Here is a 20067-nt window from a genome sequence, read left to right as displayed (position 1 = left end):
TACTGTTCAGGATTCGGTCGAGGCGCCGGCGTCGACGGGGCCGATCGGGACCACCAGCGGAGTGCCGGTGACCGGGTCGTCGATCACCTTGGCGCGCAGTCCGAACACCTGCGCCACCACGTCCTCGGTGAGCACTTCGGCGGGCGTACCCGCGGCAACCACCCGGCCCGCGCGCATCGCGACCAGTCGATGCGCGTACCGCGCGGCGAGATTCAAGTCGTGCAGCACCATCACCACCGTCCGGCCCGCGTCGGCGTGCAGGCGCCGGACCAGGTCGAGAACCTCGATCTGGTGGGCGAGGTCGAGGAAGGTGGTGGGTTCGTCGAGCAGGAGCAGGTCGGTGTTCTGGGCCAGCGCCATCGAGATCCACGCGCGCTGGCGTTGGCCGCCGGACAACTCGTCGAGGGAGCGATCGGCGAACTCGACCATGTCGGTCCAGGTCAGCGCCTCGGTGATGGCGGCTTCGTCGTCGTCGGACCACTGGCGGTACCAGCGCTGGTGCGGGTGCCTGCCGCGGGCGACCAGGTCGGTGACGGTGAGACCCTCCGGAGCCAGCGGGGATTGGGGCAGGATGCCCAGCACGCGTGCCACTTCCTTGGTCGACATGCGGTCGATCCGTTTGCCGTCCAGGTGGACATGACCACCGGCGGGCCGCAGGAGCCGGGCCATCGCGCGCAACAGGGTGGATTTGCCGCACCCGTTGGGCCCGATCACCGCGGTGACGGTGCCACCGGTGATGTCCAGATCCAGACCGTCCACGACGGTTGTCGGCCCGTAGCCGAGGGTCAGCTCGCTGGCCTGCAGCCGAACGGTCATCACACGCCCGCTTTCCCGACGCGATTGCGCCGCATCAACAGATAGATCAGATAGGGCGCGCCGAGGACAGCGGTGATCACCCCGACGGGCAGTTCGCCGGCGGGCAGCAGAGTGCGCGCGACCAGATCGGCGGCGACCGTGAAGGCCGCGCCGAGCACCACCGAGGTGAGCAGCGGTGGTTGTGCCGAACCGGTGAGACGCAGTGCTACCTGCGGCACTGCGAGCGCGATGAAGATGATGGCGCCCGCCGAGGCGGTGGCGACTCCGGCGAGCAACACGGCCAGCACCAGGAGCGTCAGCCGGGCGGCGTTGAGCCGCACGCCGAGTGAGCGGGCGGTGTCGTCGCCGAAATGCAGCGCGCCGAGCAGATGGGTGCCCCCGAGGACGACCGGCACCAGGACAGCCAGGGCGATCGCCACCGGTGTCACCTGGATCCAGCTGCTGCCGTTGAGGCTGCCGGTCAGCCAGGTCACCGCCCGCGTCGCGATGTCCACGTCGCCGACGCTGAGGAGCCAGAAGGTCACGCTGGACAGCAGCGAACCGGCGCCGAGACCGACGAGCACGAGCCGATAGCCCTCGATACCGCCGCGCCAGGCCAGGAGGAAAACGCCGAGCGCGGCGAGCAGGCCGCCGAGCATGGACGCGACCGGCACCCCGATCTCGGCGGCGGCACCGCTGATCTGGCCACGGCTGCCCGACAGCGCGATCACCGCGACCGCGGCCACGCTCGAGCCCGCCGTGACGCCGAGAATATCGGGACTGGACAACGGGTTTCGGGCAATGCCCTGCGTGATCGCGCCGGACAGCGCCAGTGCCGCGCCGACCAGCGCCCCGGTGAGAATCCGCGGCAGCCGCAGATCCCACACCACATAGGCCAGGCCGTCGTCGCCGCCACCGCCGAGCACCGCGAGCACGTCCCACGGCGTGACCGGACCGCCGTCGGGCATCGTGTAGGTGCCCAGCGCCAGCGCGACGCAACTCGCGGCGCCGAGAATCGCGAGCCCCACGACCAGGACCGCCGTCGTGCGCAGTCGCAGTTGCCAGGACACCGGTCCCAGCCGGACCGCCCGGACGGTACTCATATGCTCACCAGCTTTCGGCGGCGGACCAACACGATGAAGAACGGGACGCCGACGAAGGCCAGCATGATGCCCGCCGGAAGTTCGCCCTTGTCCAGCACCAGCCGCCCCGCGATGTCGGCGACCAGCACCATGACCACGCCGAGCAACCCGGCGACCGGGACCAGCCAGCGGTAGTCGGGCCCGGTGATACCGCGGGCCAGGTGCGGGACGACGAGCCCGACGAAGCCGAGTGGTCCCGCGATCGCCACGACCGCGCCGGTGAGCAGCACGATCGAGCCGATACCGACGGCGCGTGCCAGGGAAACGCGATGGCCCAGCGCACGGGCGGTGTCCTCGCCGAGGCTGAGCGCGTTGAGCGCGGAGGTGTTGGCCAGCGCGAGGACGATCCCGACCAGGATGAACGGGGTGGCCTTACCGAGGAGGTCCAGGTTGGATCCGACCAGCGAACCGGCCTTCCAGAAGCGGTAGATGTCGGTGACGTCGGTGTCGAACAGCACCACCGCCGAGATCAGGCCCTGCAACAGGTAGCTCACGGCGGCGCCTGCCAGCGCGAGGGTCACCGGGGTCGGTCCGCCGCGGCCCGTCGCGCCGATGACGAACACGGTGATGGTGGCGATCAGCGCGCCGGCGAAGCCGAACCACACGTAGCCGAACAGGCTGGAGATGCCGCCGATCATCACCGCCAGGACGATGCCGAGCGCCGCGCCCTGGGTGATGCCGAGCAGCGCGGGGTCGGCGAGAGGGTTTCTGGTGTGACCCTGGATGACCGCGCCCGCGATGCCGAGCGCGAGACCGGCGAGGACCCCCAGCAGCGTGCGTGGCAGGCGCAGACCGTTGACGATGGCGCCGGTCTCGGTGTCGGTCGTGCCGCCGAGTGCGTGCAGAACATCAAGGGGAGCAATGAATTTGGAACCGATGGCCAAACTGAGCAGGACGGTCGCGAACACCGCGGCCAAGAGTCCGGCGATGAGTAGCAACCGGCGAGACCGTGTGTTGGCGAACACGACTCCGGGCGGCGATGCGGGCACTGTCCCTCTTCATAGTTGGTAATTAGGTAAGGCTTCGCTAGGTTAGCAACCCTAAAGAACTCTGAACCACTCGGGAGACCTCGATGAACACCCCACTGAGCCGTCGGCTCGCCGCCGCCGCGGCAGTCGCCGCCGCCGTACTGAGCCTGTCCGCGTGTGGCCAGGACCGGTCGGCCACCGGCGCCGCGAGCAGCGATTGCGATACCGCGAGCAACCTCGACGGCGGCGCGTACCCGCGCACCATCGAGGCCGGGGCGGTCAAGGACAAGGCAGGCACGAATGTCGGCACGGTCGTCGACCCGGCGACCATCACCACCCGACCGGTTCGGGTCGCGGCGCTGGATCAGACGTTCGTCGACGCCGCCCTGGTGCTGAACACCGAAGTCGTCGCGTACACGACCTACCAGTCCATGGGCGAGAAGCTGCCCGCGTTCCTCGGCGCGGCCGCCCAGACCTGCGGCGGGCGAGCGGTGAACATCGGCAATCTGCAGACCCCCGATATCGAGAAACTGGCCGGCGCCCGGCCGGATCTGATCGTGTCGGCGAAGGTGCGTCACGAGAAGCAGTACGAGCAGTTCAAGGGCATCAAGCTCGGTTCGGGCACCGTGCCGGTCGTGTTCAGCCAGACCACCGGCGCCACCTGGAAGGAGAACCTGCTGCTGCTCGCCAAGGCGGTCGACAAGCAGAACCTGGCGCAGGCCAAGCTGGCGGCGTACCAGGACCGTGCCACCAAGATCGGGGCGGCGATCAAGGCGAAGAACGGCGGCAACGCGCCGACCGTGTCGCTACTGCGCTTCCTGCCCAAGGAAGACCGGCTGATGCAGCGGGTCAGTTTTGTCGGCGACATCTTCGCCGACGCCGGTCTGAACCAGCTCGACAAGTCCGACGACCCCAAGAACGACTTCTCGATCACCCTCAGCCCTGAGCGGCTTCTCGACGCCGACGCCGACTACGTCTTCCTCACCAGCAACGGCGAGGACGCCGCCGCACAGCGCAAGGCGGCCGCCGAGGCCAACCCGCTGTGGAACCAGCTGCGCGGCAAGGTCACCCCGGTCGACGACCTGGTCTGGCTGACCTCGGTCGGCCTCACCGGCGCCCACGCGGTCCTCGACGACATCGCCAAGACCTTCGAGGTCGACCCGGCCAAGTAGGTCGAACCCGCCGTGTTCGCCCACCCCTACACTCGGCGGGGTGGGCGAACAGAAGCAACGGATGCTGGCCGGGGAGCTGTACAAGGACAACGATCCGGAACTGGTGGCCGAACGGCAACGGGCACAACGGTTGTGCGACGAGTTCAATCGCACCGGGCCCGACGAGACCGGGCGGCGCACCGAGTTGCTGGGTGATCTCCTCGGCAAGCTGGGGGAGGGTTCGTGGATCATGCCGCGGTTCCAGTGTGACTACGGATACCTGGTCGAGATCGGGGCGAACAGCTTCCTCAACTACGACGCGATCCTGCTCGACTGCGCGCCGATCACCATCGGCGACGACTGTTCGATCGGGCCGCGCTGTCAGCTGCTCACCGCGCTGCATCCGATGCAGGATCACGAAAAGCGCAGGCAGCGCTGGGAATCGGCGGCGCCGATCCGGATCGGGAACAATGCCTGGTTCGGTGGCGGGGTGATCGTGTGCCCGGGTGTGACCATCGGCGACGACGTGGTGGTCGGCGCGGGCGCCGTGGTGACCCGCGATCTGCCCGACCGGGTGTTCGCGGCGGGCAATCCGGCGCGGGTGATCCGGCAACTCTAGGTTCGCTGGCTACGCTGGAACGCAGGCGCCTGCGCACCGCTGACGCCCGACCGAAGGAGACCGGATGCGCCACGGCGAAGATCTCTCCCTCACCCACGTCATGCTGCTCGTGGGCGACCAAGACCAGGCCCTCACCTTCTATCGGGACCTGATCGGCCTGCAGGTCCGCACCGACATGCCGTTCGGCGACAACACGCGCTGGCTGACGGTCGGCCCGGTCGACCAGAAGAACCTGGAATTCGTGCTCGAGGTCCCGGAGATGGCCCCCGACCCCGCCTACCGGGCGGCCGCGCTCGCGCGCATCGACAGCGGCGCCCAGTCCACCGTCATCTTCGCCACCGACGACATCGACGCCACCTTCACCCGTATCCGCGACGCCGGGGCCGAAGTCGCCCAGGAGATCGTGAACCAGCAATACGGCCGCGACTGCGCGTTCCGTGACCCGTGGGGCAATCAGATCCGCTTCACCGCTCGCCACCACGGCTGAGCGCGACATGCGGTGCGGGTGCGGCGTCGGGTCGCGCCCGCGGCCCGGCGGCAATACTGTTTGACCATGGGCGAATCGCGAATCGAGATGGAACCCGAAGCTACCCGGCCGCTGCGCGAGGACATCCGCTTCCTCGGCGGCATCCTGGGCGACACCATCCGCGACCACGAAGGTCCCGAGGTGTTCGACCTGATCGAGCGCGTCCGCATCGAGGCGTTCCGGGTGCGCCGCGAGGAGGTCGAGCGCAGCGCCGTCGCCGACATGCTCGACGGCACCCCCACCGAGGTCGCGATCCCGCTGATCCGGGCGTTCAGCTACTTCGTGCTGCTGGCCAACCTGGCCGAGGACATCCAGCGTGATCGACGCCGCGCCGTGCACGTGGCGGCGGGCGAGCCACCCCAGGACTCCTCCCTGGCCGCCACCTACGACAAACTCGACGCGGCCGGCCTGGACGGCACCGTGGTGGCCGACCTGCTCACCGACGCGCTCGTCTCCCCGGTGATCACGGCGCATCCGACCGAAACCCGCAGGCGCACCGTCTTCGACGTGCAGTCCAAGATCACCGAGCTGATGCGCCTGCGCCGGCGCCTCGAACCCGGCGAGCCCGGCCTCGACGAATCCGAACAGCGGATCCGCCGCGAAGTGCTCACCCTGTGGCGCACGGCGCTGATCCGGTTGGCGCGCTTGCGGATCCAGGACGAGATCTCCGTCGGTCTGCGCTACTACGACCTGACCCTCTACGACGTGATCCCCGCGATCAACGCGCAGGTGCGCGCGGCGCTGCGGACGCGCTGGCCCGCCGAAGACCTCCTGCCGCGCCCGATCCTGCGCCCCGGCTCGTGGATCGGCGGCGACCGTGACGGAAACCCGTTCGTGACAGCCGAAGTCGTGCACACCGCCGCCGAGCAGGCCGCCGCCTACGCCTTCGGTCGCTACCTGGACGAGCTGGTCGAACTCGAGAAGACCCTGTCGCAATCGGCCCGCCTGGTGCGGGTGACACCCCGGGTCGCGGAACTCGCGGCAGCGGGTTACCCCGACCCCGGCCTGTTCGCCGACGAGCCGTATCGCCGTGCGCTGCATGCGATTCGGGCCCGGCTCAGTGCCACTGCCGAGCTCGCGCTCGGTGAACTGCCCGAACACGGCCTCGACACCGGCGCCGCGCCGTATCCGACGCCACAATCGGTCCTCGACGACCTCGACGCGATCGACGAGTCCATGCGTGCCAGCGGCGACGGACTGCTCGCCGACGATCGCCTGGCCGCGCTGCGCCACGCCATCGAGACCTTCGGTTTCCACCTGCAGGGCCTGGACATGCGGCAGAACTCCGAGGTCCACGAGCAGGTGGTCACCGAACTGCTGGTGTGGTCGGGCGTGCATCCCGACTATCCGAGCCTGTCCGAAGCCCAGCGGGTGGAGCTGCTCGCCGCGGAATTGCGCACGCGCCGACCACTTCTCGGGCCGAACGCGCAGCTGAGCGAACTCGCTGCCAAGGAACTCGGGGTCCTGGGCGCCGCCAAGGAGGTCATCGATACCTTCGGTGCCGCCGCCGTCCCGAACTACATCATCAGCATGTGCACCTCGGTCAGTGACATGCTCGAAGCGGCGTTGCTGCTGAAGGAATCCGGCATTCTCGATCCGGGCACCGCCGACACCGCGCCGAGCTGTCCCGTCGGCATCGTCCCGCTGTTCGAAACCATCGAGGACCTCAGCGCCGGTGCGTCGACGCTGGCCGCGGTGCTGGAGGTTCCGGTCTATCGCGAGCTGGTCGAGGCGGCGGGCATGCGCCAGGAGGTGATGCTCGGCTACTCCGATTCCAACAAGGACGGCGGATATCTCGCCGCGAACTGGGCGCTCTACCGCGCGGAACTGGACCTGGTGGAGGTGGCCAGGAAGTCGGGTATCCGGTTGCGGCTGTTCCACGGTCGTGGCGGCACCGTCGGTCGCGGCGGTGGCCGCAGCTACGACGCCATCCTGGCGCAGCCCGCGGGCGCGGTGCGTGGTTCGCTGCGACTGACCGAACAGGGTGAGGTGATCGCCGCGAAATACTCCGAATCCGGTGCGGCACACCGCAATCTGGAGTCGCTGATCGCGGGCACCCTGGAGTCGACGCTACTGGACGTGGAAGGTCTCGGCGACGACGCCGAACCGGCCTATGAACTCCTCGACGACCTCGCCGCCCGCGCTCGCGCCGCCTACGCGAACCTGGTGCACGACACCCCCGGCTTCGTCGAGTACTTCCGCGAATCCACCCCGGTCGCCGAGGTCGGCGACCTCAATATCGGCAGCCGCCCCGCCTCCCGTAAACCCACCAATTCGGTTTCGGACCTGCGCGCGATCCCCTGGGTGATGGCCTGGAGCCAGGCCAGGGTCATGCTGCCCGGCTGGTACGGGACCGGTACCGCGCTCGAAGACTGGGTCGGCGACGATCCGGCCCGCCTCGCGCGTCTCACCGACCTCTACCAGCGGTGGCCGTTCTTCAATACCGTGCTGTCGAACCTGGCCCAGGTGATGGCCAAGAGCGACCTCGACATCGCCGCCCGCTACGCCGAGCTCGTCACCGACGAAACACTGCGCGCGAAGATCTTCGCCATGATCGCCGACGAACACGCCCGCACCGTCCGCATGTACCTCGCGGTCACCGGCCACGCCGAACTCCTCAGCGACAACCCGTCGCTGGCCGAGTCGATCCACAACCGCTTCCCCTACCTGGAGCCGCTGAACCAGCTCCAGGTCGACCTGCTGGCCCGGCTGCGCGGCGGTGACGATTCCGAACTGGTGAAGCGGGGCATCCTGCTCACCATGAACGGCCTGGCCACCGCGCTGCGCAACTCGGGGTAGCGGCAACTCGGGTGAGCGGCTACAGGCAGACGCTGATGGTGAAGGGTCCGACCGGGATGCCGGTGCAGATCGACACCGAGCCGACGACCGGCTGTGCGGGGGCGGCCGATGCGGTTGCGGCGCCGATCCCGGTCACGGACAGGGCAAGGGCGGCGACGGCGAGCGGGCGGGCGATCTTGGCGAACATAGGCTGATCCTCGGGTAGAACGGGGTGAACACCCCCGTGCGGGGGCGACCCCATCTCAACACGATGCGCCGACGGCGTCCACGACATGGCGGGATTCGCGGTGGCTCAGCCGGTTACGACGGCGATCGCGTCGATCTCGACCAGCATCTCCGCGCGCGGCAGGCCGGTGAAAACGGTGGTGCGCGAGGGCAGCACGCCGTTGCTGGTGTGTTTCGTGACGAACTCGCCGTATGCCTCGTTCATGATCGCGAAGTCCTCGCGCTTGGTGAGGTAGACACGCAGCATCATCACATCGTCGAAGGTGGCGCCGGACGCGTCGATGATCGCCTTGACGTTCATCAGGGTGCGCGTGGTCTGGGCGGCGACATCGCCCTGATGCAGGTACTCGTTGGTCTCGGGGTCCACGGGTCCCTGGCCGGACACCTGGACGAACGGGCCCTTGCGTACACCCTGGGAGAAGGTGTGGGCGGGTGCCGGGGCGTCGGAGGTGCGCACGGCGGTCTTGTCGGACATGGGTTCAGCCTTTCCTCGCGGTGACGTCTCGGCGGGGGTCCCAGCCGAGTTCGGTGGAGATGGCGTCGGCCGTCGCCCTGAGCTGCGGCAACAGTGCCAGCACTTGGTCATGGTCGAGCAGCACGTCGGGAACGGAGACCGATACGGCGGCGACGACGGCGCCGATGCCGTCGCGGACGCCGACGCCGACGCAGTTGACGAAGCTCTCGTGTTCTTCGTGGTCCTCGGCGAAGCCCTGCGCGGCAACGAGTTTCAGTTCGGCCAGGTACTGCTCGGGGGTGCGCAGGGTACGGGTGGTGAAGGGGTGGTAGTCCAATCGGGCTGCCACTGCCGCCCATTCGCTGCGTGGCAGCGCGGCGACGAGCACCTTGCCGACCGCGGTGCAGTGCAGGGGCGCGGGCCTGCCGATCCGCGAGTACATCCGCACCGCCTGCTCGGCGTCGACCTTGTCGATGTAGACGGCGTCGCCCGATTCGTAGGCCGCCAGGTGTACGGTCTGCCCGGTGGCCGCGCCCAGCGCACTCAGATGCCGGCGGGCTACGGTGCGCACGTCACGGTTCTCCAGTGCGCGACTGGCCAATTCGAACATGCGGGTGCCGAGCGAGTAGCGGTGCGCGTTGTCGCGCACGACGAACCGATCGGCCTGCATGGTCTGCAGTATGCGCAGCACTGTCGACTTGTGGACGCCGAGCCGGACAGCCAACTCGTCGAGGGACTGCGAGTTCTCGCCGAGGGCGATGAGAATGGACAGGGCCCGCGACACGCTTTGACTCATGCGCTGATCGTTTCATCCAGTGCCGCCGGATAGCGCAGCGTGGCCCAGATATCGTCAGGAAGCAGCGCTAGGCGCTGAATATCTTGGGGCGGTGACAGTTTCGCCGAATCGCCGGTCGCGGTCAGCGCTGCCGCCGCGCACAGATGGCCGTATCGAAGCCGGGTGCGCAGGTCGGCGCCGTGCAGCAGGGCGGCGAGATAACCGCCGGCGAAGGCGTCGCCGGCGCCGATGCGCTCGGTGATCTCCAGTGTCAACGCGGGCACCTCGATCGAGGAATCGCCGTCGAATCCCGTGACGGTGTGCTTGTCGTTCTTGACGATCAGCTGGGCGGGTTCGGGAAACAACGCGCGCAGGGCGGCCGGTTCGCCGGTGCCGAAGATCTCCTCGGCCTCGTCGGCGCCGAGGAACGCCACATCGGCGCCGCGAAGATGCGCGGCGAGTTCGTCGGTGGCCTCGTCGACGCGCGAACCCCACACTGCCGGACGATAATTCAGGTCGAAGCTGACCAGCGCGCGACGCGGCCTGGCGAGCAGCGCGCGGGTGAGTTCGGTCGCCGATTCCGACAGCGCCGGGGTGATGCCGGTGAAGTGCACGAGATCGGCGCCCTCGAGCAACTCCGCCCGGTCCGTGAGATCGGCGGGCGACAGTGCGCTGGCAGCCGAACCCGTGCGGTAGTAGTGCATGCGGCTGGCATCGGCGTCCAGATCGTTGGCCAGGCCGGAGCCCGCACCACGTTCCTTGACGTACAGGCCGGTGGGCCGCATCGGGTCGACCGCGACCGCCGCGACATCCACGCCCTGCGCGCTGAGCTCGGCGACCAGATATCGCCCGAATCCGTCGTCGCCGACCCGCGACAGCCAGGCCGCCGACACGTCGAGCTGGGCGAGCACCACGGCCACATTGGCCTCCGCGCCGCCCGCGCCCCTATCGAACCGCGCGGACAGTTCCAGGGGTCCCGCGCCCGCGATCAGCACGGCCAGCCCCTCGCCGACAGTGACCGCCCTGGGCGGAGTGGATGTTGCCTGGGTCACCTTGTTCGCCCTTTCGTGCTTGCGGTCACTGCCTTCGAGATGCACAATAACGAGCAGAAACATTCAGCGCAACCACCGTTGCATACTGTGCAATGTTTGTTCGATATGACTGATCGAGCCGCCATCCCGGGCTCGGTCGACAGAAAGGGATGCTGTGATCATCGACAACGACGTCGTGGACGCCCTCGCCGACGAGTTGCTCGGACCCCACGACAAGAGTGCGCCGCCTGCGGCGTGGGGCAGCGCCGTGCGCGAATATCTCGCCGGCGCACCGCGACTCGACCAGTGGCAGACGCCGTTGCTCACCCTCGACCGCGGCAGGCTCGACGCGAACCGCGACCTCATGGCCGAGTGGACCGCCACGGCGGGCGTCGCGCTCGCCCCGCACGGCAAGACGACGATGGCGCCGCAGCTGTGGCGCGAGCAGCTCGTGGCCGGATCGTGGGGGATCACCGTGGCCACCGCGTGGCAGGCGCAGCTCGCGCGCTCGTTCGGTGTCGGCCGGATCATGCTCGCCAATACCCTGCTCGACCCGGTCGGGTTGGCTCGAGCCGCAGCGGAATCGGCACGCGAGGCCGATTTCGAGTTGTACTGCTGGGCCGACGGCGTCGCCACCGTCGAACTGATGGACAAGATCCTGCGCGAGACCGCCGCGGGTTCGCGGGTGCGCGTGCTGGTCGAGCTGGGCGGACCGCACGGCCGGACCGGTGCCCGCACCCGGGCCCAGGCGCACGCGGTCGCCGCCGCCATCGGTGCGAGCGAGCGGCTGAGCCTGGCCGGAGTCGCGGGCTACGAGGGCGCGCTGGCTCACGATCGCAGCGTCGAGGGTGTCGCGGCGGTGCGCGGCTATTTGCGCGAACTGGCCGCGCTGCACACCGAACTCGGTGCAGCAGGCGCCTATTCGGGTCCCGCGGTGGTCACCGCGGGCGGCAGCGCCTACCCCGAGCTCGTGGTCGAGGAACTCGCCGGACTGGCCGACCCCGAGGGTGCGCGCGGTGTGCCGACCACAGTGGTTCTGCGCAGTGGCGCTTACGTCGTCCACGACGACGGCTTCTACGCGGGAATCTCCCCGCTCGCCGCGCCCGCGAAGGAGCCCGGCCTCCGGTCCGCGATGCACGGCTGGGCCAGGGTGGTCTCGCGGCCCGAACCGGAGCTGGCCCTGCTCGACGGCGGCAAACGCGATTTTCCCTTCGACGAGGGTCTGCCGGTGCCCCAACTGGTGGTCGGCGGCACTCTTCCACCGAACGCGGTGGTCACCGCGCTCAACGATCAGCACACCTTCCTGCGGTTGCCCGGCGCCGATGCGGCCGACCTTCCGGTCGGCTCCGTCGTGCGCCTGGGTCTCTCACACCCGTGCACCGCATTCGACAAGTGGCGCCTGATCCCGGTGATCGACAGCGTCGACGCGCCCGATCCGCGCGTGATCGATCTGATCCGCACCTACTTCTGACGGATGACCATGACGCACCTGCTCTTTCGTGACATCGACATCGTCGACGGCACCGGCGCCCCACGCACCAGGGGCGACGTGCTGGTCCGCGACGGCCGCATCGCCGACATCGCGCCACCCGGCACCGTCGACTCCGGCGCGAGAGTCGTTCCGGTGCAGCCGGGTTCGGTTCTCGCGCCCGGATTCATCGACATGCACGCGCATTCCGACCTCTACCTGCTCACCCATCCCGATCACTTCCCGAAGATCACCCAGGGCGTCACCACCGAGGTGATCGGCCAGGACGGGCTGTCCTACGCGCCGATCGACGATGCCGCACTCGCGGTGGTACGCAAGCAGATCGCGGGCTGGAACGGTAACCCGGGGGACTTCGACTTCAGCTGGCGCACCGTCGCGCAATATCTGGACCGCCTCGATCAGGGCATCACGCCCAACGCCGCCTACCTCGTCCCCCAGGGCACGCTGCGCATGCTCGTGGTCGGCAGCGAGCAGCGGGTCGCCACCGCCGCCGAGATCGACCGGATGTGCGCGCTGCTGGCCGAGGGGTTCGATCAGGGCGCGGTCGGCATGTCCAGCGGTCTCACCTACACACCCGGAATGTATGCCGACACCGGCGAACTCGCCGCGTTGTGCTCGGTGGTCGCGTCCTACGGCGGCTTCTACGCACCGCATACCCGCTCCTACGGCGCGGGCGCGCTCGAGGCCTACGCGGAGATGATCGGCCTGGCAACAGCGACCGGCTGCGCGCTGCACCTGACCCACGCCACCATGAACTTCGGCGTGAACCGCGGCCGCGCACCGGAATTCCTCGCGATGCTCGCCGCGGCTCGCGCCGACGGCTGCGACATCACCCTCGACACCTACCCCTATCTGCCCGGCTCGACCACCCTGTCCGCACTGCTGCCCAGCTGGGCGATGTCGGGCGGTCCTGACGCCGCACTCGCTCGGCTCGACAATGCGGCCGAGCGCGCCAGGATCACCGAAGATGTCGACGTCAACGGCTCCGACGGCTGCCACGGCGTCACCGTCGAATGGGAGACCATCCAGATCAGCGGCGTCGGCGACGACGCGCTCGCGGACACGGTGGGCCGCACTGTCGCCGAGCTCGCGACCGAGCGCGGCACCGCCCCGGCGGAGGTGTTCTTCGACCTGCTGCGCCGCGACCAGCTCGCCACGACGATCCTGCAGCATGTCGGCCACGAGGAGAACGTGCGCGCCATCATGGTCGACCCCGGCCACATGGGCGGCAGCGACGGCCTGCTCGTCGGCGCCCGACCGCACCCGCGCGCCTGGGGTACCTTCCCGCGCTATCTGTCGCGCTATGTCCGGGAACTGGGTGTGCTCGATCTCGAGGACTGCGTGCATCACCTCACCGGCCGCCCGGCCGCCCGGCTCCGCCTGGCCGAACGCGGCCTCGTCCGGCCCGGTTATGCCGCCGACCTGGTCGTCTTCGATCCGGCGACGATCCACGACACGGCGACATTCGAGCATCCCCAGCAGCAGGCCCGTGGCATCCAGCACGTACTGGTCAACGGTGAATTCGCGCTGGAGAACGGCACCGCGACCGGCGCGCGTGCCGGTCGCTCCCTGCGCCTGGACCCCACGAAGGAGGAAACCCGATGAACCCGTTGCTGAGCTCGTCGTCGGAGGCCATGGACGTGATCCGCGCGGATCGTGCCCTCACAGTGGTCCGCGCCCCCGATATCCCAGACCCGGCCGCGCTGGCCGAAGCGCTCGCCGGCGCCGGTCTTCGCGCGGTCGAACTGACCTTCACCACTCTCGGTGTGCTCGACGCGATCAGCAAGGCGAGCGCGGTCACCGACGCCGTGATCGGGGTCGGCACCGTCACCACCCGTGCGCAGGCCGAAGCGGCCATCGAGGTCGGCGCCCGCTTCCTGGTGACGCCCGCGCTGCGCCCCGAGGTCGCCGAAGTGGCAGCGGCACACACGATTCCGGTGATCATGGGCGCGTTCACGCCGTCGGAGGTGCTCGCCGCGGCGGAGCTGGGGGCGGCGGCGGTGAAGATCTTCCCGGCTCGCGCGCTCGGCCCGCAGTACTTCAAGGATCTGCTCGGGCCGTTCCCGCACATGTTCCTGATCCCCTCCGGCGGCGTCAATTCCCACAACGCCCGCGATTTCCTCCGAGCGGGCGCGATCGCCGTCGCCGCGGGCACCGAAGTGGTCGCCCCGGCCGACGTCGAGGCCGCGCGCTGGTCCCACATCGGCTCCAAAGCCGCGCATTTCGTTCATTCGCTGGATTGAGAGGTTTTCCATGGGCGCCACCATCGACTGGTTGCGCACCACCACCCCCGGGTTGCTGGTGCTGTGCGGTCTCGCGATCGCTGTCCTACTCATCGCCATCATCAAGGTCAAACTGGAGCCGTTCGTCGCGCTGCTGCTGACCGGACTCCTGCTGGCGCTGGCCGCCGGGCTGCCGATCTCCCAGATCGTCGGCACACCGCTGAAAGCCGGTGAGTCACTGCTGGAAACAGGCTTCGGTGGCATCCTCGGTCACATCGCGGTGATCATCGGTCTGGGAACCGTGCTCGGCGCGATCCTCGAAAGATCCGGTGGCGCCGATGTTCTCACCGACAAACTGCTGAAGATGTTCGGCGAGAAGGGCGCTCCGGTCGCGATGGGCCTACTCGGGCTCATCTTCGGCATCCCGGTGTTCTTCGACATCGGCATCTTCGTGCTCGCGCCACTGGTCTATGTCGCGGCCAAGCGCGGCGGGCGCTCGCTGGTCCTCTACGCCATGCCGATGCTCGCCGGTCTGTCGATGACGCACGCTTTCCTGCCGCCGCACCCCGGCCCCGTCGCGCTCGGTGGGCTGCTCGGGGTGAGTCTGGGCTGGCTGATTCTCATGGGCTTCGTCTGTGGCATTCCGGGTTTCATCGCCGCGGGCATCGTGTGGGGCAGCTATATCGGTAAGCGCGTGCAGGTGTCGGTGCCCGAGGAGTTCGTTCCGTTGGAGCCCGAGCCCGAGCTCGAGCAGGCCGACGGTTCGGGTGGGACCGCGGTGCTCACGAAATCGCCGCCCTCGGTCGCGCTGATCGGCGGCATCATCGCGATCCCGCTGGTCTTGATCCTGGGCGCCACATTCGGCTACCAGCTGCTGGACAAGGATTCGACGCTGCTGCAGGTGCTCACCTTCTTCGGCACCCCGGCGGTCGCGCTGCTCATCACCGTGCTCGTCGCGTTCTATCTCCTCGGCATCCGGCGCGGTTCGACGGTGCAGGAACTGAGCACCATCACCGCCGAGTCGCTCAAGCCGGTCGGCATGGTGTTGCTGGTGGTCGGCGCAGGCGCCTTCTTCGGCAAGGTCATCTCGGCCACCGGCATCGGCACGGCCCTGGCCGATACGATGTCGGCGGCGGGACTGCCGATCATCGTGCTCGCCTACCTGATCAGCTGCGGACTGCGCATCGCCCAGGGTTCGGCCACGGTCGCCATCGTCACCACCGGCGGCATCGTCGCGCCGCTGGTGGCCGAGCAGGGCTACTCGCAGATGTCGATCGCGCTGATCGCCATGGCGATCGCGGCGGGCTCGATCATCCTCAGCCATGTCAACGACGGCGGCTTCTGGATCATCGCGAAGTACTTCAACATGACGGTGAAGCAGACCCTGCAGACCTGGACGGTTCTCGAAACCATCCTGTCGGTGGTCAGTTTCGCGGTCGCGGCCCTGTTGTTCTCGATCGTCTGACACCTACCGCGAAGCCGGGCTGTCCCCACGGGGCAGCCCGGCTTCGTGTTGGGCCGAGCACGGATCCGCGACCGGTCCGGACGAAGTCGGGACATGCCGGGCGCGCAGCCGCTGGCGCCCACGATGCACCGACTCGGCGAGAATGGGCATCGTCTGCGACTCGCCGACAGCGCCGAGCGCGCCTGCGTGCGGACGCCGTTCGTGTCGTACTCGAAATGAGGGAGTGTGCGATGTCCACAGCAATCGTCGTCGGTGGCGGAATCGGCGGAACGGCCGCGGCGCTCGCGCTCGTTCGGAAGGGGTGGTCGGTTCAGGTACTGGAACGGGCGCCGGAGATCGCCGACGTGGGATCCGGGATTTCCCTGTGGTCCAATGCCTTACGGGCGCTGGATGCCCTCGGTGTGGGTGACACGGTCCGTGCGCAGGGTCTGGCGGAGGTGTCGGCCGGAATCAGGGACGACCGTGGGCGATGGCTCGCACGCACCGATGTGGCGACCCTGCGCGAGCGATTCGGTGCTCCGGTCGTGATCCACCGCGCCCGGCTGCTGGACATTCTGCGCGCGGCGCTTCCGGAAGGGATTGTGCGCACCGGGATCTCGGTGCGCGAGGCGACGACCGACGGCGCGGTCGTGCACTCCTCGGGCACCTCCTCCGCCGACCTGGTCGTGGGTGCCGACGGCATTCGCAGCGTCGTCCGGCGTGCGGTGTGCGGCGAAGTCGCGCCACGCTACGCCGGCTACACCGCCTGGCGCGCGGTGGTCGACATCGACGAGCCGCTCACCGAATTCGGTGAAACCTGGGGTCGCGGCGCACGGTTCGGCATGGCCCCGCTCGCGGACGGTCGCGTCTACTGCTTCGCCGTCTACGACGCCCCCGAGAACGCCCCCGGCAGCCTCGCCGAAGTGCGCGACCGCTTCGACAACTGGCACCACCCGATCCCGGCCCTCCTCGCCGCCGCGGACCAGAACACGGTGCTGCACAACGACATCTATGACCTTCCGGCGCTACCGACCTTCACCGCCGGCCGCATCGCCCTCCTCGGCGACGCCGCCCACGCGATGACGCCGAACCTCGGCCAGGGCGGCTGCCAGGCCCTGGAAGACGCGGTGGTCCTGGCCCGCTCGGCGAGCGAGCCGGACGGCCTCGCCCGCTACGACCGAGAACGCCGCCCCCGAACCCAGATGATCACCGCCCGCTCCGCCCGGATCGGCACCATCGCCCAGCTGTCCGCGCGCCCCCTGGTCACCCTCCGCAACACGGCCCTACGCCTGACCCCCACCTCGACCCAATTGCGTTCCATGGCAGAGATTCTCGACTGGAAGTCGTGAGGTCACATCTGCCTCGACCGCAGTGCTCGCGAGTCCTCGTGCCACGCGCACGCCGCCCGATGGTCGTGACTGGGAATGATGCGAACAGCGCTGCGGATCGCGTGCAGCCGGTGGACAGTACGCCAGGTCTCGGTGCGGTCGTTGTCGGCCAGCATGCCGGGATAGCCGGACTTCTGCCGTAGCTCCTCGGTCTGGAGGTTGTGCCAGATCGCGTCCCCCGCGAGCAGGACCGGACCGTGTTCGGTGCGTAAGAGCACACCGATGCTGCCCGGGGTGTGGCCGGACAGGTCGACGAGTAGCACCGCGCCGTCTCCGAAGAGATCGTGGCTGCGGGCGAAGGTGAGAACGGGTGGACCGTCCAGATCGTAGACATCGAGAGGCCGTTCGCGAACGGCTCGCCGCACGCCGCCGACCGGCGCCACCGGACCCTCCATCGCCCACGCGTGCTCTGGTCGGTGCAGGCGCAGTGCCAGCCCGGGGAGATCGAGCAGGCCGGCGATATGGTCCCAGTGCAGATGTGTCGGCAGCGCGAAGTCGAGGGCGTTCGCCTCGATTCCACTGCGATGCAGTGACTCGCGTATGTCGAGTACGTCCTTCGGAGGCGTCACCGCGAGCCGCAATATCCGGGGGAGTTCCACCACCGCTCGGTCGTGGACGTCGACGCAGATGCCCGGGTCCACGAGAAAGGTCGCCTTCGGATGCCGGACCACGAAAGCCGTCATCGCGGAATCGATCCGTCGCGGGGCGAACAGGCCTTCGACGATCGCTGCCGCCGGCACACTCTTGGCGTTCTGCGCCAGAACTGTCAGCTCGACCGTCGTTGTGCCGCGTGGTAGGCCGTGATCGGGCAACGAGGCCAGGAACCGGCGGTCGGGTTGTCGTGGCCGCAGAGCGCCCGTCACCGCCGATCCCACGGATCGGCAACAGCGCCACAAGTCCGGTGTCGCGACCGAGTCGATCAATGGAGTCCGATTGTCGTTGTGTCCCATGCGAAGTACGCTAAAACTTCAGGTCGACCTGAAGTAAAGGGGTGAATATGCCGCATGCCGACGGGCTGCGCCGCATCGGTGACGCCGCCGCCGAATTGGGCGTTGCCGCTCATGTCCTGCGCCACTGGGAGGACGCCGGTGTCCTGGTTCCGCCCCGCGCGCCCGGCGGGCAACGGATCTACAACGGCGCACTGATCGTTCAGGCCCGCCTCGTCCAGCTCTGTCAACGAGCGGGGCTGTCCCTGGCGCAGATCAAAGATCTTTTCGACACGAGGTCGAGGGCCCGGCGCGTAGCACTCTTCGCGGACAAGCAAGCCGAACTGCGAGCGCACGTCGACGACCTCACCCGAACCATCGACTTCCTCGATCACGTGCTGCGCTGTACTCACCCGATCGTCGACGAATGCCCTGACTGCGTCGAGTTCAGCCGGCCGGGCACCTCGCAGTCGGCGTAGGTTTCGCGGTGCTCGGGTGCCTAGGTCGCCGTCGGTCGCCGGTAGCGGGCGAGCATGGCTGCGGCGATGGCGGTCATGCTCGCGCGGAGCTCGGGTGGGGTGAGGACTTCGATGTGTGCACCGAGGGGGAGCAGGGCGTGGGCCAGGACTTCGTAGGACTCGGCGGGGATGGTGATGTCGGCCCAGCCGTCCGCATCGGGGGTGCCCGTCGAGGCGAGGGCTTCGCGGACGGCGGCGGGGTCGTTCATGAGGCGCAGCAGGCTCAGGTGCTCGATGGAGATCCGGCAGTGTGCGCTCACGCGCAGCATGGATCGGGCGAACTCCTCGGCGGCGGACTGCCAGTGCTCGGCTAGATCGAAAGGCTCTGGGCGGATGAATGATTCGCCAATGTGGACTGCGGTGGCGATGCGGCTCGCCCGGTACGAGCGGATGTCGGTGTGTTCGCGGGCGATCAGATACCAGGTGCCTGCCTTCATGACCAGGCCGAGTGGGTCGAGGGTCCGTTCCACCGTGCGATCGCGGCGCCGGTAGGTGATCGCGAGGCGGCGGTCGTGCCAGAGGGCGTCGGCCACCGTGGCCAGGGTGGGGGTGTCGTCGGGGCGCTGGAACCAGCCGGGCATGTCGATGTGGACGCGTTCGGCGATGCGGGTCGCCCGGCCGCGGAGTTCCGGTGGCAGGGCGGCGAGCATTTTCAGCTGTGCGGTGGCCAGCACGGTCCCCAGGCCGAGGTCGGCGGCGGCGCCGGGGAGGCCGGCGAGCAGGACGGCGTCGGCTTCGTCGGAGGTGAGGCCGGTGAGCCGGGTGCGGTAGCCGTCGATCAGCCGGACACCGCCGCCGCGCCCCGGCTCGCTGTACACCGGAACTCCTGCCGCCGAGAGTGCTTCCACGTCCCGATACACCGTGCGCACCGACACCTCGAGCTCGCGTGCCAACTCGCTCGCGGTCGCGCCGCCGCCCGCTTGTAACAGCAGCAGCAACTGCACCAACCTGCTCGCTCGCATATTCGGAGACTAGCCGCGAAACCTGACACAAGATGTCAAGGTTGGGTCGTACCGTACGAGATATGACCACGTGGAGCCAGTTCACCGAAGAAGCACCGAGCATCGCGGCCTTGTTCCAGCGCAGACACCAGGCCACCGGCAAACTGTGCATGCTCGGCACCCTGCGCGCCGACGGATCGCCACGCATCAGCCCGATCGAGCCGATGGTCTTCGAGGACATGCTGGTCCTGGCCGGCATGCCCAATACCCGAAAGTTCGACGATCTCGCGCGTGACCCACGCTTCTGCCTGCACACCGCCACCGTCGACACCATGGTCTCCGACGGCGACGCGAAACTCTTCGGCACCGTCACCGACCTGAAGGACGAAACCGTCCACGCCCGCTTCGCCCAAAAGCTCTTCGACGACAGCGGTTTCGACATCCGCGGCGAGAAATTCGACCACTTCTACGTCGCCGACCTCACCGGAGCCTCCACCGTCGAAACCAACGACGACCACCTCGACATCACCGTCTGGAAACCGGGCGCGGGCGAAACCGTCGTCCGCAAGCACTGAGTCATCCCTCCGCGCGCGGTGGTGTGACCGATCGCCCGCGCGCGGTTTCGGGGATCGGGCATACCGCTGTGCCACGATG

20 protein-coding genes are annotated in these 20067 nt (G+C 68.6%); 11 read left to right on the top strand and 9 right to left on the bottom strand.

What is annotated here, in order from left to right; all coding sequences use genetic code 11:
- Positions 1–6: 6 nt before the first annotated feature.
- Genes ACWFRF_RS31030 through ACWFRF_RS31020 form a run of 3 tightly spaced genes read right to left on the bottom strand, consistent with a single transcriptional unit; the run spans position 7 to position 2902 of the window.
- Positions 7–816: an ABC transporter ATP-binding protein gene (locus ACWFRF_RS31030; protein WP_452453673.1), complete on the bottom strand. Its 810-nt coding sequence runs from the start codon at positions 814–816 to the stop codon at positions 7–9.
- Positions 816–1898, bottom strand: coding sequence for a FecCD family ABC transporter permease (locus tag ACWFRF_RS31025; protein ID WP_379314137.1), 1083 nt, complete (start codon positions 1896–1898; stop codon positions 816–818). The genes ACWFRF_RS31030 and ACWFRF_RS31025 overlap by 1 nt, the downstream gene beginning before the upstream one ends.
- A complete protein-coding gene (locus ACWFRF_RS31020) occupies positions 1895–2902 on the bottom strand; it encodes a FecCD family ABC transporter permease (protein WP_452453671.1) in 1008 nt (335 codons plus the stop codon). Before ACWFRF_RS31020 ends, ACWFRF_RS31025 begins: the two co-directional genes overlap by 4 nt.
- A gap of 107 nt (positions 2903–3009) precedes the next feature.
- Here ACWFRF_RS31020 and ACWFRF_RS31015 point away from each other — a divergent pair, with 107 nt between their 5' ends.
- From ACWFRF_RS31015 to ppc, 4 genes are all read left to right on the top strand, one after another.
- On the top strand, positions 3010–4077 hold the full coding sequence (locus ACWFRF_RS31015) for an ABC transporter substrate-binding protein (protein WP_452453669.1): 1068 nt from the start codon (positions 3010–3012) through the stop codon (positions 4075–4077).
- A gap of 40 nt (positions 4078–4117) precedes the next feature.
- On the top strand, positions 4118–4675 hold the full coding sequence (locus tag ACWFRF_RS31010) for a sugar O-acetyltransferase (RefSeq protein ID WP_452453667.1): 558 nt from the start codon (positions 4118–4120) through the stop codon (positions 4673–4675).
- Between the two features lie 64 nt (positions 4676–4739).
- Entirely contained in the window at positions 4740–5162 is a 423-nt protein-coding gene (locus ACWFRF_RS31005) for a VOC family protein (RefSeq protein WP_378994182.1), read from the top strand.
- Between the two features lie 66 nt (positions 5163–5228).
- Entirely contained in the window at positions 5229–8000 is a 2772-nt protein-coding gene (ppc, locus tag ACWFRF_RS31000; RefSeq protein ID WP_452453665.1) for a phosphoenolpyruvate carboxylase, read from the top strand.
- Positions 8001–8019: 19 nt separating this feature from the next.
- On the opposite strand, the gene ACWFRF_RS30995 is transcribed toward ppc, so the two are convergent.
- From ACWFRF_RS30995 to ACWFRF_RS30980, 4 genes are all read right to left on the bottom strand, one after another.
- The gene (locus ACWFRF_RS30995; RefSeq protein ID WP_378994186.1) at positions 8020–8187 is read right to left on the bottom strand and encodes a hypothetical protein; all 168 of its coding nucleotides are present in this window, start codon (positions 8185–8187) and stop codon (positions 8020–8022) included.
- A gap of 105 nt (positions 8188–8292) precedes the next feature.
- Positions 8293–8700 carry a RidA family protein gene (locus ACWFRF_RS30990; RefSeq protein WP_378994188.1) on the bottom strand — a complete coding sequence of 136 codons (408 nt, stop codon included), beginning with the start codon at positions 8698–8700 and terminating at the stop codon, positions 8293–8295.
- 4 nt (positions 8701–8704) lie between these two features.
- Positions 8705–9475 (bottom strand): IclR family transcriptional regulator, encoded by a 771-nt coding sequence (locus ACWFRF_RS30985; RefSeq protein WP_452453663.1) that lies wholly within the window; start codon positions 9473–9475, stop codon positions 8705–8707.
- Entirely contained in the window at positions 9472–10506 is a 1035-nt protein-coding gene (locus tag ACWFRF_RS30980) for a sugar kinase (RefSeq protein WP_452453661.1), read from the bottom strand. Before ACWFRF_RS30980 ends, ACWFRF_RS30985 begins: the two co-directional genes overlap by 4 nt.
- Positions 10507–10663: 157 nt before the next feature.
- Here ACWFRF_RS30980 and ACWFRF_RS30975 point away from each other — a divergent pair, with 157 nt between their 5' ends.
- The 5 genes from ACWFRF_RS30975 (at position 10664) to ACWFRF_RS30955 (ending at position 16989) form a co-directional block, all read left to right on the top strand.
- Positions 10664–11956 carry an amino acid deaminase gene (locus ACWFRF_RS30975; protein ID WP_452453730.1) on the top strand — a complete coding sequence of 431 codons (1293 nt, stop codon included), beginning with the start codon at positions 10664–10666 and terminating at the stop codon, positions 11954–11956.
- A gap of 9 nt (positions 11957–11965) precedes the next feature.
- On the top strand, positions 11966–13579 hold the full coding sequence (locus tag ACWFRF_RS30970) for an N-acyl-D-amino-acid deacylase family protein (RefSeq protein WP_452453729.1): 1614 nt from the start codon (positions 11966–11968) through the stop codon (positions 13577–13579).
- On the top strand, positions 13576–14217 hold the full coding sequence (locus ACWFRF_RS30965) for a bifunctional 4-hydroxy-2-oxoglutarate aldolase/2-dehydro-3-deoxy-phosphogluconate aldolase (protein WP_452453659.1): 642 nt from the start codon (positions 13576–13578) through the stop codon (positions 14215–14217). Before ACWFRF_RS30970 ends, ACWFRF_RS30965 begins: the two co-directional genes overlap by 4 nt.
- Positions 14218–14227: 10 nt before the next feature.
- A complete protein-coding gene (locus ACWFRF_RS30960; RefSeq protein WP_452453657.1) occupies positions 14228–15661 on the top strand; it encodes a GntP family permease in 1434 nt (477 codons plus the stop codon).
- 230 nt (positions 15662–15891) lie between these two features.
- Positions 15892–16989 (top strand): FAD-dependent monooxygenase, encoded by a 1098-nt coding sequence (locus tag ACWFRF_RS30955; RefSeq protein ID WP_452453655.1) that lies wholly within the window; start codon positions 15892–15894, stop codon positions 16987–16989.
- A gap of 2 nt (positions 16990–16991) precedes the next feature.
- Here the strand turns inward: ACWFRF_RS30955 and ACWFRF_RS30950 are convergent, their stop codons facing one another.
- Positions 16992–17891, bottom strand: coding sequence for an MBL fold metallo-hydrolase (locus ACWFRF_RS30950; protein WP_452453653.1), 900 nt, complete (start codon positions 17889–17891; stop codon positions 16992–16994).
- 134 nt (positions 17892–18025) lie between these two features.
- On the opposite strand from ACWFRF_RS30950, the gene ACWFRF_RS30945 reads away from it, so the two are divergent.
- A complete protein-coding gene (locus tag ACWFRF_RS30945; RefSeq protein ID WP_452453651.1) occupies positions 18026–18433 on the top strand; it encodes a MerR family transcriptional regulator in 408 nt (135 codons plus the stop codon).
- Between the two features lie 20 nt (positions 18434–18453).
- Here the strand turns inward: ACWFRF_RS30945 and ACWFRF_RS30940 are convergent, their stop codons facing one another.
- Entirely contained in the window at positions 18454–19434 is a 981-nt protein-coding gene (locus ACWFRF_RS30940) for a helix-turn-helix transcriptional regulator (protein ID WP_452453650.1), read from the bottom strand.
- A gap of 62 nt (positions 19435–19496) precedes the next feature.
- Here ACWFRF_RS30940 and ACWFRF_RS30935 point away from each other — a divergent pair, with 62 nt between their 5' ends.
- Positions 19497–19988 (top strand): pyridoxamine 5'-phosphate oxidase family protein, encoded by a 492-nt coding sequence (locus tag ACWFRF_RS30935; RefSeq protein ID WP_378636960.1) that lies wholly within the window; start codon positions 19497–19499, stop codon positions 19986–19988.
- Positions 19989–20067: the final 79 nt, after the last annotated feature.

This window comes from Nocardia sp. NPDC055165 (assembly GCF_053606985.1).
Note: the sequence above shows the minus strand (reverse complement) of the source record. Positions and strands in the feature narration are given on the sequence as shown.